The following is a 12245-nucleotide window of genomic DNA, read 5'->3' on the forward strand; positions in this document are numbered from 1 at the left end:
TAGTCTTGAGTTTTTGACCCGCATGATGCATCGAGAGGGGTTGCAGCCTTCTCAAAGTGAATTGGCAGGCCACAGCCGCTCTCTGGAAATGAAATTTCATCAGACCAGAGTGCTGGTCGTGGTGCAAGGCCAGTTACAGTTTGCCTTTCCGGGCTATGGCGTGATTGATGTGGAACCCGGCGATATTCTGGAAATCAACCCCCACGTGCTGCATGATGTGACGGTGAAGGGTTCTCAAACTGCCGTATTGCTTCAATCCTTGCGAGACTTATGATCGATCAGGGCAAACTTGCCTTGATTATTGACCACCCTGATTAAAAGCCACAAAAAACGGGAGCGCCGGTCAGGGCACTCCCGCTTTGCTTGAAAAGCCTGCCAGTCAGTTTAGTAGCGGGCCATGTACCGGTTGATTTCCCAGGGGGTCACATCGGTGCGATAAGCGTCCCACTCAATGGTTTTGGCTTTAATGTACTCGTGGAAGATATGCTCGCCCAAGGCTTCTTTGGCCACGCTGCTGTTTTTCATCTCTTCCAGGGCTTCATACAGGCTACCCGGCAAGGCTGGGATTTTTTGCTCCCGGCGCTCATCGGCGGATAGCTTGTAGATGTTGGCGGTCACTGGGCTGGGGGGCTCAATCTTGTTCTTTACCCCATCCAGGCCCGCCAGCAACATGGCGGCAAAAGCGATGTAGGGGTTGGCCGCCGGATCGGGAGAACGCAGTTCCACGCGGGTGGCGTTGCCCCGTTTGGCCGGTACGCGCAACAGGGCGCTACGGTTGGCCGCGGACCATGCCACGTAAACCGGGGCTTCATAACCTGGCACCAACCGTTTGTAGCTGTTTACCAGCGGGTTGGTAATGGCCGTAATACCCCGAATGTTCTTTAGCAGGCCGCCAATAAAGTGCAGGGAGGTTTCTGACAGTTGATAGTCGCCTTTTTCATCGTAAAAAGCGTTACCGCCCGCCACTTTGGCCAGCGACTGGTTGCAGTGCATCCCGGAACCATTGACCCCAAAGACCGGCTTGGGCATAAAGGAGGCATGCAGGCCATGTTTGGCGGCAATTTGGCGGGTAATAATTTTGACGGTGGTGACGTTGTCAGCCTGAGACAGCGCATCGGAGTATTTAAAGTCAATTTCGTGCTGACCGCTGGCCACTTCGTGGTGATCGGCCTCCATTTCAAAGCCCAGACGCTCCAGGGTGTCCACGATTTCGCCCCGAACGATTTCACCCAGATCATCCGGCCCGATGTCGTAGTATCCGGCGGCATCATGGGTTTCGGTAGAGGGGGTACCATCCTCGTTGCGCTTAAACAGGAAAAACTCCAGTTCAGGGCCAACGTTGTAGATGTAGCCCAGTTTTTGGGCTTCTTGCAGCACCCGCTTCAGGTTATTCCGGGGGCAACCATCAAACGGGGTGCCGTCCGGGTTGTAAATGTCGCAAATCACCCGACCGACCACCCGATCGCCCTCGGTTTGAGGCATCACAGAGAAGGTGCTGAGATCCGGGTAAAAGTACATATCGGAAGTTTCAATGGTGCGAAAGCCGGCGATGGAGGAGCCATCCAGCATAATTTCATTGTTCAGGGCCTTTTCCAGCTGATCCACATGGATACCCATGCTTTTGGGCATGCCGTGGATGTCCACGAATTGCAGCCGGATCAGTTTAACTTTTTTCTCTTTGGCCTCTTTTAAAATATCTGCCACGGAGCGAGAGGGCCGTCCAGTCGGCACGGGGAGTTCGAGGTTCATCATTCCAGATTCCTTAATTAAACACACGTAACGGTCTAGAATCGCTGAGAGTACCTGCGGAAATTTAGCGCTCTATGGACGACTATTGTATCTTAAAGTACCCTGCCCTGCTATTAAGGTGAAGGGTTCGCAATGTTTGAGACCGGTTCGCCTTTGTTTGAGCTGCACGCAGTTTTGCAAACGTGTTTTCAGGGCAGCCTCCACTTAACAAATTGCAGGCGCTGATCCATCAATCAATAAGTCAAAATGGTGCGTTGATCCACAAAAACCGGAAAAGGATCGCTCTCCAGGGTGTTTTGTCCCTGTTGAACTTGCAGGGAGAGTGTTTTTTGATCGGGAGAGAGTTTGATGTTGGCAATGAGTGGGTCCGGTTTTTGGGGATCGGCTTTGGATAAGGGGCTGGGGGTGCCTTCTTTTGCCAGATTGATATCGGGCAGGCTGACTGGATGGGCCTCAAAGACCAGTAGGCGTTTATTGCGCTGGGTTAAGCTAAAGCACTTGTGGGAGGGTTTGCTGGGGTCGCTTGCCGGTTGGCAGGGGCTGGGCTGTAGAAGGTAAATGCCTGTGGGGATAGGGCCCTGGTTGGTCTGAAATGCCATGGGAATGCGGATTAAAGGATAGGGGCTGGCTGGCGGGTCCTTGGGGCCCGTTTTGGATTCGTTTGGGGCTTGGCTGGCGCCCGGTGTTTCCTTGGCGGCTTTTTTTTCGAAGGGCCAAAACCACTTTTTGCCCTCGTCTTTTTCCGGTTTTGTGCTGACGTCTTTTTCCGGCGTGGTTTGTTTTTGGGGAAAATAGACCGGTTCCGGCCAGTTTTCTTCGGGGCTATTGGCAAAGCCCACCGGGCCAATACACGCACACACCAAAATAATTAAAGTTTTACTGCCAATGGACCGATAAAAAGCCTGACCCCCTGAAATCGGTGAGTGTTGCATTATGAAACTGGATAAGCAGCAAATTATTCTGATCACAACCAAGTACCTGTCCTATTTCATCAATATCATTATTATTGCGGCCATTGCTGGTGTTGTGGCCGGATGGATTTATATGCTGTACCAGTCGGCCATCAGCTAACTGCTGTTACTTACCGTTGGGTTTATTTTCAGTGTAATTGGATTGAGTGCTTTTGCCATCCGATAACTGAAGGAAGGGCTGGGGTATAATGGGCCTGTTGGAATTTGCGATGGTACGGCATAAGTCAGCGTTTAGGCTTTTCCTGATTGCCCTTGGGTCGTGCCCTGGATGGAAACATGCTGGATATTAAACTGATTCGAGAAAACCCCGATGCTGTTAATCAGGCCCTGAAACGCCGGAAGCCGGATTTGTCCGTGGATGCCATACTGGCCCTGGACGCTCGGCGTCGGGAGTTGCTTCAGGAAGAAGAGTCTTTGAGAAGTCAACGTAATCAGATTACCCAGCAAATTGCCCAGGCCAAAAAAGAAGGTCGCGACACCGAGGCGATTCAGCAGCAAACCCGTGCCCTGGCTGATCGGATTAAGGACATTGAAGCCCAAAAGGAAGCGCTGGCGGAGCAACAATCTGCCTTGTTGCTGGAAATTCCCAATATGCCCTTGCCAGAAACGCCCGATGGGGCCGATGAGTCCGAAAATGTGGTGCTACGAACCTGGGGCGATGAATTCAAATCCCGTTACTGCCCGGACACGTTGCCGCATTATGAAATTGGGGCCAATCTGGGCATTCTGGACTTTGAGCGAGGCGTCAAAATCGCCCAGTCCCGCTTTTCGGTGATGCGGGGGGAAGGCTCCCGGCTGGAGCGGGCCCTGATTAACTTTATGCTGGATACGCATACCGAGCGGGGTTACGAGGAAGTGTTGCCGCCCTTTCTGGTCAACCGGCAAGCCATGACCGGTACGGGCCAGCTGCCCAAGTTTGAAGCCGATATGTTCCGCTGCAAGGATGACGAGTTGTTCCTGATTCCCACGGCGGAAGTGCCGGTGACCAACCTGTACGCCGGAGAATTGCTGTCCGAGGATCAACTGCCCCTGAACATGACGGCCTATACCCCGTGCTTCCGTCGGGAAGCGGGCAGTGCGGGCAAAGATACCCGTGGGTTGATTCGTCAGCACCAATTCGACAAGATTGAGCTGGTCAAGCTGTGCAGGCCGGAGGACAGCCCTGCGGAGCATCTGAAATTGCTGGAAGATGCCGAAATGATCCTGCAAAAGCTGGAGTTGCCCTATCGAGTAGTGGCCCTCTGCGCTGGAGATATCGGGTTTTCCGCCGCCCGGTGCTTTGATATCGAGGTGTGGATGCCTGCGCAGGGCGTTTATCGGGAAATTTCCAGTTGCAGCACTTTTACAGACTTTCAGGCCCGTCGTATTGGCCTGAAATACCGCTCTGAAGCCACTGGTAAGCCTGCGTTTGTGCATACCATCAACGGTTCCGGCTTGGCCGTGGGTCGTACCTTGGCCGCCATTCTGGAAAATTATCAAATCAGTCATCAGGAGGTAGCCATTCCTGAGGTGCTGCGCCCATACTTCAGGAACGGTTCAACCCGACTGTGCGCCCCAAGAAGCAAGGAACTGGTATGAGCATTCCTCCACAAGCATCTTCTCCTGACGTCTCCGGATCATCCTCTGGCCCTGTCTCGGGCGGGATAGACCTGGATATCTTTCTGAGAATGGCTGTGGCCCAGGGTGTCTCCGATATCCACGTTCGGGCGGGGGCCGCCCCGGTGATGCGTAAGGATGGCGACATGTTGCCAACCAAAATGCCACCGCTGTCGGAGTTGGACATTCAAAATTTCGCCAAAAGCATTATTCCCGAAAAAACCCTGCCCCGGCTTAAAAATCGGACGGATTTTGACTTCAGCTTTATGCTGGATAACAGCTGTCGCTTCCGGGTCAACCTGTTTTACGAAATGGGGCGGCTGGGGCTGGTGATGCGTTTGATCCCCCTGCAAATTCCCACGCTGGATGATTTGGGGCATCCTCCGGTGATTAGCCGTTTTGCGGACTTGCACAAGGGGCTGGTGCTGGTCACCGGCCCTACCGGCTCGGGGAAGTCCACCACGTTGGCCGCCTTGCTCAATACCATTAACCGTACCCGGTACAAGCACATCGTCACTCTGGAAGACCCGGTGGAGTACGTTTACCAGAGCGACAAGAGCGTGGTCACCCAGCGACAGTTGGGGATGGACACAGACACCTTTCCCAATGGCATCAAGTACGCCTTGCGGCAGGACCCCGATGTCATTCTAATAGGCGAGATGCGGGATCGGGAAACCATGATGGCCGCCTTGCACGCGGCGGAGACCGGTCACGTGGTCTTTTCGACCCTTCACACCACGGATTCGGTGCAGACCATAAACCGGATCATCAATGCCTTTGAGCCTTACGAGCGTGACTCCATCCGTAACCAATTGGCGGGCGTGCTGCAAGGTACAGTTTCTCAGCGTTTGGTTAAAAAAGCCGAAGGCAAGGGCCGGGTGGCTGTGTCTGAAGTTATGGTGGTTTCACCGGCCATTCGCGATTATATTTTGCGGGATGAAATGGGCGAAATTTATCAGTTGTTGAACAATGCCGAGTTTGAGGGGGCCCACAGCCTCAACCATTCTCTGCATAATGCGTTTCGCAATGGTTTGATTACGCCCGAAGACGCGCTGGAGACCTCCGAGAACCCGACCGAGCTTCAACAGATGCTACGCGGGGCGTTCCACGGCAGTTCCACTTTTTGAGGAAGGCCTTGAGGAAGGCCTAAGGTTGAGCTTTCAGGGTGTTGACGGATTCTATTGACGGTAAGGACTTCCTTTTCCCGGTCAAAACCGCTACAATTAATATAGTAATAAGCTGTTTGAGGCGGTTAATCCACTTGTAATGGCGTATTACATTGGCCCGAAGCCGGCGTGCTTTTTGTTCATGAGCCTTCCGGCTTTGGTTTCGTCTCAAATGGTTTTGTGAAAGTCGTTTTTAGAGTTGAGTTAGCAGATTTAGCCAATCAGGGAGAAATCAGCATGGTGTTTGTACCCCGGATTCAGCGTTTGTTGAGCGTTTTGTTGGCTTGCGCGTTGATGGCTGTCAGTGGGTTTGGTGGCGGCACCAGTGCATTCGCTGCCAGCCGCCATCAGTCGGCTCAGTCCAGTTTGCTCAGCATTTCGGGGGTTCAGGTGAGCCCGGATGGCAGCGGGCTTGTTCTGGAGGCCAACCGTGTTTTTACCGGGGTGGAAACCCGGAATTTTACGGTTTTAAAACTGCCCTCTCCCTACCGCATTGTGCTGGATATTCCCAACGCCCGGTTGGCCGGTGGGCAAAACGTCTTCCGCATTAATCAACAGGGTATTGACCGGGTTGAACTCAGTGATACGCAAAGTCCTTTTTACAGTTCGGTTCGGGCCACCATTTATGTGGACAACAATCAGACCCTGGCCCGACTGACCCCGGAATTTGAAGGAAAAACCCTCAAGGTGCTGGGCTTGGCGCCGGCATCACTTTCCCCGGCCCAGATCGCCTCCACCAGTTTTGTGGCCAAGCCCGCCGTGCAAGCGGGCAAGGTGGCTCAGCCCTTGCCTCCTGTGGCCAAGCCTGCCGTGAAGATACCCGCTCAGCCGCCTGTTTTGGCGACGCTTCCTCCCAAGCCGGAAACGCAAACCCCGGCCGTGCAAACCACCATTCTCAATACGCCGGTCCCTGCCGGGACGGCCATCATTGAAAGCATCCAGGTGCGGGACAACAAGTTGTTCATTCAGTCGGTGGCAGGCACGACCTTGCGCATCAAGAAGCGCTTTACCCTGAGCGATCCCAGTCGTCTGGTGCTGGAGCTGGAGGGTGCTGTATTGCGCAGTCGTCAGTTGCTGGAACCCATTAGCACCCGACTGCCTGAAATGCGTCAGGTTCGGGTGGGTCAATTTGATGAGAATACGGTTCGTGTTGTGATTGAGTCCAGCGATCCTGACCAGCTGGAGGCCATTTACAATGGCGGCGAGAGAAATCTGCTGGCCCTGACCCCGGATTCTGGAACCTCTATCACCAAGCTCTCGGCGAATACCCAGTTGGGTGAGGTGCAAAGTATCGACCTGCGACGGGAAGGGGGCAATACCATTCTGCGGTTGGCTGCCAGCACCCCCATTGTGCATCGTTTCCTGAAGAAAGACGATCGGCTGGTGCTGGACTTGCTGAATCAGGCCGCTCATCCCACCAACATCAACTTTGATGCCCGTCAGTACCCTGAAATTGAGAAAATGCGTCTGGAGCCCCTGACCGAAGGTCAGCCCAACAGCAAATTGGCCATTCAGCTGGTGCAGGCCGATACCCGGATCATTCCCTCCATTTCCGATGATGGCAAAGTGCTGGAACTGCAAATCTCCGCCGATCGCGTGGCGAAAAGCACGGGCGCTTTCCCCAATCTGGCGGGCTTGGCTGCTGCCGGCAAGGCCCCTTTTCCCGCCCGAATCGTGGTGGACGCCGGCCATGGCGGTAAAGATTTTGGAGCCATGCGGGGGGGCGTGAACGAGAAAGACCTGAACTTGTCTTTGGCTTTGATGTTGCGAGATGCGCTGGAGGCCAAAGGGTTTAAAGTGTTTATGACCCGCAGCACGGATGAGTTTTTGCCCTTGCCTAAAATTACGGCCATTACCAACCAGATTCGTCCGGATCTGTTTATCAGCATTCACCACAATGCCTCGGTTAATGCGGCGGCCAATGGCATAGAAACTTACTACTATACGCCCCAAAGCATTGCCTTGGCCCGAAGCGTGCATAACCGGGAGATTAACGCGGTGAGCGCCCGGGATGGCGGGGTCAAGAAGGCCATGTTTTACGTGATTCACCACACCAACGTACCGGCTATTTTGTGTGAGGTGGGTTATGTGTCCAACCCTAATGAGCTGACGGCCTTACAGACCTATGAGCGTAAGTCCAAAACCGCTCGATCCATTGCGGATGGTGTTGTAGACTATTTGAAAACCCGAGTGTCCGCCAACGCAGTAAAGTAGCCACTGAATGAATCAACCCCTGCCATTTTCTCCCCAGCACACCGCTCAAAATCCGATTGGGGTATTTGATTCCGGGCTGGGGGGGCTGCGGGTTCTGGATCGTCTGATGCAAACCTTGCCTGACGAGCGATTTGTGTACCTCGGCGATACCTTGCACATGCCCTATGGGGAGAAAACCCAGGCTCAGGTGACCGAATATCTGTCCGCCTCCCTGCACTGGCTGTTTGAGCGGCATCAGGTCAAGATGATGGTGGTGGCCTGTAATACCGCGGCATCGGTGGCTCCCCAATTGTTCAGCCGTTATCCGGGTGTGCCTTTTGTGGATCCGGTGACGCCCATTTGCCGATGGCTGGCCACTACTAGGCAGTATCGCACCGTGGGGGTGATGGCCACGCCGGCCACGGTGGCGTCCAACCGGTATCAGATTTTGCTGGATGACTTGAACGCCCCTGTTTTGCTTTCACAGGTGGGATGCGATCATCTGGCCTCCCTGATTGAAGCGGGACAAGGGGAAACGCCTGCCTGTCATGCTTTATTGCGCCAGTATTTGCGTCCATTGCAGGATCGGGGGGCGGAGGCCATTGTGCTGGGTTGCACCCATTACCCCTATGTCATGGATCAGGTGGCCGCTCTGTCACCCAACGCGGATGTTCTGGATCCGGCGGTATTTATGGCCCTGGATGCCAAGCGGTTGCTGGCTGAGCATCAGCTGGCCAATCCGCAGGTGACCGGTCGTCCCATTGCGGAGGTGGATTATTTTGTCACCGCCGAACCGGATCGTTTCTATGAAACCAGTCGCCGCATGCCCTTTCAGGCTTTGGCCATGAAGCACCCCACGGTGGTCAGTATTCCGGCGCTCTCTCTGCCCTCTTAACGGTGCTTCTTGTTTTGAACCTCAGGCAAGGCAGCCTTCCCCAGACGTTTGTAAAACGGCGTGCCGCTTACACAGACTATGGATTTGCTTTTGCGAAGTTGCCCGGCATCCATCTTGAACTCGCTGTACTCGAACAATTACAAACGTCTGGGGAAGGCTGTCTGGCCTGGTTTTAATCAGATCCGCCGTTAATGCTTGGCCGGGGGTGGTGTGGCGGCGCTGGCATCCTCTTTTTGGGCCGCTTCGCTGTTATGGCCCACTGCTAATGGATTGCCAGCGGGTGAGTGGCCACTGGTTTCTGCGCTCACCTCGGCGGCAGCCGCTTTTGCCCCGGGTACGGGCTTTAATATGTTGGATAACCAGGCTTCAATCTGTAGACCCACCCCGGGCTGATTGCCCAGCATTTCGGCCCCTTCCCCGATTTTTTCGTAAACCTGCAAGGTTTTGGGGCCGGTAATCCAGTTATACATGTGCTGGGCCTGGCTGTGTGATTCCTTGAAGTCATGGTTACTGAGGATCAGGGTGGGGTTGCCGTATTCCAGTAACCCCCGGCTGGCGTCGATGCCCTTGAACTCAATACCGGGGGACAGAAGCACCAGCGCTTTGACCTCGGTACTGTTTTTACCGGCAAACGTTGCCACGTTGGCTCCCAGTTTTTCCCCGATGAGCGCCACTTGGCTCCCGTCCACCTCCGGGTAATCTTCTCCTTTTTTAAAATACTGAATCACCTGGATGATATCGCGATGCAGGTTTTTCCACTGCTCGGGCTGCAGCAAGCGCCAACTGACCCGACGCTTCCAGGTGGTGATGGTGCTTTTGCCGTGGCCCCGCAGGTCCATGGCGTAAACGGCATAACCGGCTTTGGTCAGGGTGGCCGGTAAGTCGCTCCAGGCCAGATGATCCCGGTTGAGGCCGTGCAGTAAAATAACCAGCGGGTACTTGGGGCCCTGATACGCTTCACTGTCGGGGATGTCATTTTCTCCCGGCTCGCTCAGGCTGGGATCGTATAAACGACCGTAGATGACCAGTTGATCCGAAAGCGGGATGGAAACTTCCTCAAAGGGTAGGTCATGCATGGCTTTGGGCAGTAGCATGCGCTCATCGGCAGGCTCGGCCGGCTCAGCGTTTTCCTCGGCGGTAGCCTCTTCGGTTGTGGCTTCTTCTCCTTTGTTGCCATGGGCTTTGTCAGTGGGGGCGGGTTTGTCCCAGGGCATGGGGGGCAGTTTCATTTCGCAGCCGCTCCAGGTGATGGAGCTCATTAATAGCAGGAGTAGGGGCAAGAACCGTTGTAGAAAACGGCGAGATGCTTGAGAGGTGGTCGTCAATTTTTTCATGCCACAGGCTCCTGAGAATAGGTTTTGGGCAAAACAATGGCAAACACGCTGCCTTGTCCGGGAACGCTGGACAGCAGCTCCACGCTGCCGCCGTGGGCTTGCAGGATTTTTCGGCTATGGGCCAGCCCCAGACCGGTACCGCTGCCCTTGGTGGAAAAGTAGGGGGTGAATAATTTCTGGCTGTTTTGCGGGGTAATGCCGGTTCCCTGATCCGTGATCTTGACCCACACCTGGGAGTCGAGGGGGTTACTTTCCACTTGCACGGTGACCTGTGTGCCGGGTTTGGATGCTTCCAAGGCGTTTTTAAGCAGGTTGAGCAAGGCTTGGCGGAGCTTGTCGGCATCCAGCGTTAACCATTCCATCAGGCCGGTTTCCGGGCCGCTCAGGGTGATTTGCTGTTCCTGATAGGAGGGCTGGTAAAACTCACAAATATCCCGAACCAACTGGTAGAGTTCAACCGGTTTTGGATTGAGTTGCAAGGGACGAGAGTAGTTGGTCAGCTCCGATAAAATGCCTTCCAGGCTGCTGGTGGCTTGGCGGATGAGCGATAAATTTTTGAGCAGTAGGGCTTTTTTATCACTGTCGGCGATGAGATTTAATTGCCCCAAATGATCTTCGGTCAGTTTGGCGTACAGATCGATGAGGCCCAGCGGATTTCGGATTTCATGGGCGATTACCGAGGAAAGCTGGCCGATGGCTGCCAGCCGTTCGGTGTCCACGTTCCGTTTGTTTAAAATTTGCACCTGATCCAGGGCCACGGTCAGCTCCCGGTTGCGATTTTCCAGACCATGCACCAGCGAGGTGATCAACATGTTCAGCTTGTCATCGTAGCGCCTGTCCACGGGCGTTTCTTTCAGCAGGGTGTCCAGTTCGGGCTGCTGCAAGTGGGCAATCAGGTGCCCGGCCAGGGTGCGGGTATCCCCCGGATGAAACGTCCATCCCCCTTCGTACATGCGATAGGTGGGGTGGGTGGCTGCCGACCAGTATAAGGTGGCGCAGAGTCGATTGGTCAGCACAATGAGAAAACCGGTTTGATCGCAAATGCCGCTTTCCACCGGAAACAGATCGGGTTGATTGAAGCGGAAGAGTGGCAGCTCTGGAATATCAGCCAGGGCGTGGGCCATGGTCTCAAAGACCTCGTCGTCCAGGGTGCGGGTCATCACAAAGCCCGGCATGCGGTAGTCCCGCACCATGCGGGTAATACAGCTATACAGACTCTGAAAAGTCTCTCGGGAATACATGCCCGTGGAGGAGCATAGATGCCCAAACAGTCCATCCAGCTGGATTTTTTTAACGCCTTGCTTCAAATCACTCACTCGCCATACAGTCAAGACGAAATCCCCAAGCGGGTGGGCCGGGGGATTTCATCGTGTTTGATCTCATTATAACTGGTGTCAGGAACCGTGTGGGGTTTCAAACCCGTGCAGCTTATCCGGCCATTTGAGAAGGGTTGGAACCGCCATCCACCAGACCGTATTTCAGGGCGTACAGCACCGCCTGGGTGCGATCGTTGACCTGCAACTTCTGGAAGATGTTGTTGACGTGCGTTTTAACCGTGGTTTCGCTGATGACCAGTTTATCGGCCACGCCTTTGTAGGTAATGCCATCGGTCAGCAGTTTCAGCACTTCTTTTTCACGAGAGGTGAGATAGCCGAGCAGGGCTTGCTTGGTGGGATCCACCCGGTTGGATTTACCCATGCGGCTCTGGAACTCATCAAAAAACTTGGTGGCCAGAATGGGCGGCAGATACACTTTTCCGTTCAGGACTTCCTCGATGGCCGCAATCAACTGAGAGGTGACCATGGTTTTGAGGATGTAGCCTTTGGCCCCGTGTTTCATGGCCCGGAAGATCAGATCCGACTCATCGTAGCCGGTCAGAGCCAGGATTTTTAGGTTGGGGTTGATGGCCATAATTTGCTGAATGGCCGCAACGCCATCCACTTCGGGCATATTGATGTCCATCAGCACGATGTCCACATTGGCTTCGGCCAGACGCTTGACGGCATCTTCGCCGTTGGTGGCGATACCGGCCAAATGGTAATCCGATTGTAATTCCAGCAACTGTTTAATGCCCGCGCTGTGATTGGCGTTATCATCCACGATAAACACAGTGGTTTCCGAGGATTGCATCCGTCTCATCATATGAATCGTTTTCTCCTAAAGCTCCCTGACACACACACTTCCACAAAGTTAAAAAATGGATCAAACCGGGATTACTGTTTCATACCGAATCCGTGATGCGCTTAATGAGGGGGCACCACAAATAGCCTACCGATTCCGTCTTTCACACTCGTTTGATTAAAGTAATCTTGTTAGTATCATATCTCAGCTTTTTAAAGCC

General features: G+C 54.1%; 11 protein-coding genes. 6 read left to right on the forward strand and 5 right to left on the reverse strand.

The features are described from left to right. The first annotated feature begins 22 nt into the window (after positions 1-22). Positions 23-274 carry a cupin domain-containing protein gene (locus tag DF283_RS01585; protein WP_303672878.1) on the forward strand — a complete coding sequence of 84 codons (252 nt, stop codon included), beginning with the start codon at positions 23-25 and terminating at the stop codon, positions 272-274. A gap of 110 nt (positions 275-384) precedes the next feature. Here DF283_RS01585 and glnA read toward each other — a convergent pair whose 3' ends face one another. Continuing rightward, a complete protein-coding gene (gene glnA / locus DF283_RS01590; protein WP_443082980.1) occupies positions 385-1749 on the reverse strand; it encodes a type I glutamate--ammonia ligase in 1365 nt (454 codons plus the stop codon). Positions 1750-1982: 233 nt separating this feature from the next. Next, positions 1983-2681 carry a hypothetical protein gene (locus tag DF283_RS01595; protein WP_303672880.1) on the reverse strand — a complete coding sequence of 233 codons (699 nt, stop codon included), beginning with the start codon at positions 2679-2681 and terminating at the stop codon, positions 1983-1985. Position 2682: 1 nt separating this feature from the next. On the opposite strand from DF283_RS01595, the gene DF283_RS01600 reads away from it, so the two are divergent. The 5 genes from DF283_RS01600 (at position 2683) to murI (ending at position 8570) form a co-directional block, all read left to right on the forward strand. Then, entirely contained in the window at positions 2683-2820 is a 138-nt protein-coding gene (locus tag DF283_RS01600) for a hypothetical protein (RefSeq protein ID WP_303672881.1), read from the forward strand. 176 nt (positions 2821-2996) lie between these two features. After that, entirely contained in the window at positions 2997-4298 is a 1302-nt protein-coding gene (serS, locus tag DF283_RS01605) for a serine--tRNA ligase (protein ID WP_303672882.1), read from the forward strand. After that, a complete protein-coding gene (locus DF283_RS01610; RefSeq protein ID WP_303672883.1) occupies positions 4295-5443 on the forward strand; it encodes a type IV pilus twitching motility protein PilT in 1149 nt (382 codons plus the stop codon). The genes serS and DF283_RS01610 overlap by 4 nt, the downstream gene beginning before the upstream one ends. Before the next feature lie 276 nt (positions 5444-5719). Next, positions 5720-7696: an N-acetylmuramoyl-L-alanine amidase gene (locus tag DF283_RS01615; protein ID WP_303672884.1), complete on the forward strand. Its 1977-nt coding sequence runs from the start codon at positions 5720-5722 to the stop codon at positions 7694-7696. Between the two features lie 7 nt (positions 7697-7703). Continuing rightward, the gene (gene murI / locus DF283_RS01620; RefSeq protein ID WP_303672885.1) at positions 7704-8570 is read left to right on the forward strand and encodes a glutamate racemase; all 867 of its coding nucleotides are present in this window, start codon (positions 7704-7706) and stop codon (positions 8568-8570) included. Positions 8571-8758: 188 nt separating this feature from the next. Here murI and DF283_RS01625 read toward each other — a convergent pair whose 3' ends face one another. From DF283_RS01625 to DF283_RS01635, 3 genes are all read right to left on the reverse strand, one after another. Beyond that, on the reverse strand, positions 8759-9904 hold the full coding sequence (locus DF283_RS01625; RefSeq protein ID WP_303672886.1) for an alpha/beta hydrolase: 1146 nt from the start codon (positions 9902-9904) through the stop codon (positions 8759-8761). After that, entirely contained in the window at positions 9901-11235 is a 1335-nt protein-coding gene (locus DF283_RS01630; RefSeq protein ID WP_303672887.1) for a sensor histidine kinase, read from the reverse strand. The genes DF283_RS01625 and DF283_RS01630 overlap by 4 nt, the downstream gene beginning before the upstream one ends. A gap of 97 nt (positions 11236-11332) precedes the next feature. After that, the gene (locus DF283_RS01635) at positions 11333-12046 is read right to left on the reverse strand and encodes a response regulator transcription factor (RefSeq protein WP_303672888.1); all 714 of its coding nucleotides are present in this window, start codon (positions 12044-12046) and stop codon (positions 11333-11335) included. Positions 12047-12245: the final 199 nt, after the last annotated feature.

Origin of the sequence: Vampirovibrio chlorellavorus, from assembly GCF_003149375.1 — a bacterium.
In the GTDB taxonomy this organism is placed as follows: Bacteria; Cyanobacteriota; Vampirovibrionia; order Vampirovibrionales; family Vampirovibrionaceae; genus Vampirovibrio; species Vampirovibrio chlorellavorus_B.

Excerpts from the sequence above, each read along its gene's own strand:
- DF283_RS01585 (WP_303672878.1), top strand. The coding sequence starts at position 23 with ATGATGCATCGAGAGGGGTTGCAGCCTTCTCAAAGTGAATTGGCAGGC.
- glnA (WP_443082980.1), bottom strand. The coding sequence starts at position 1,749 with ATGAACCTCGAACTCCCCGTGCCGACTGGACGGCCCTCTCGCTCCGTG.
- DF283_RS01595 (WP_303672880.1), bottom strand. The coding sequence starts at position 2,681 with ATGCAACACTCACCGATTTCAGGGGGTCAGGCTTTTTATCGGTCCATT.
- DF283_RS01600 (WP_303672881.1), top strand. The coding sequence starts at position 2,683 with ATGAAACTGGATAAGCAGCAAATTATTCTGATCACAACCAAGTACCTG.
- serS (WP_303672882.1), top strand. The coding sequence starts at position 2,997 with ATGCTGGATATTAAACTGATTCGAGAAAACCCCGATGCTGTTAATCAG.
- DF283_RS01610 (WP_303672883.1), top strand. The coding sequence starts at position 4,295 with ATGAGCATTCCTCCACAAGCATCTTCTCCTGACGTCTCCGGATCATCC.
- DF283_RS01615 (WP_303672884.1), top strand. The coding sequence starts at position 5,720 with ATGGTGTTTGTACCCCGGATTCAGCGTTTGTTGAGCGTTTTGTTGGCT.
- murI (WP_303672885.1), top strand. The coding sequence starts at position 7,704 with ATGAATCAACCCCTGCCATTTTCTCCCCAGCACACCGCTCAAAATCCG.
- DF283_RS01625 (WP_303672886.1), bottom strand. The coding sequence starts at position 9,904 with ATGAAAAAATTGACGACCACCTCTCAAGCATCTCGCCGTTTTCTACAA.
- DF283_RS01635 (WP_303672888.1), bottom strand. The coding sequence starts at position 12,046 with ATGATGAGACGGATGCAATCCTCGGAAACCACTGTGTTTATCGTGGAT.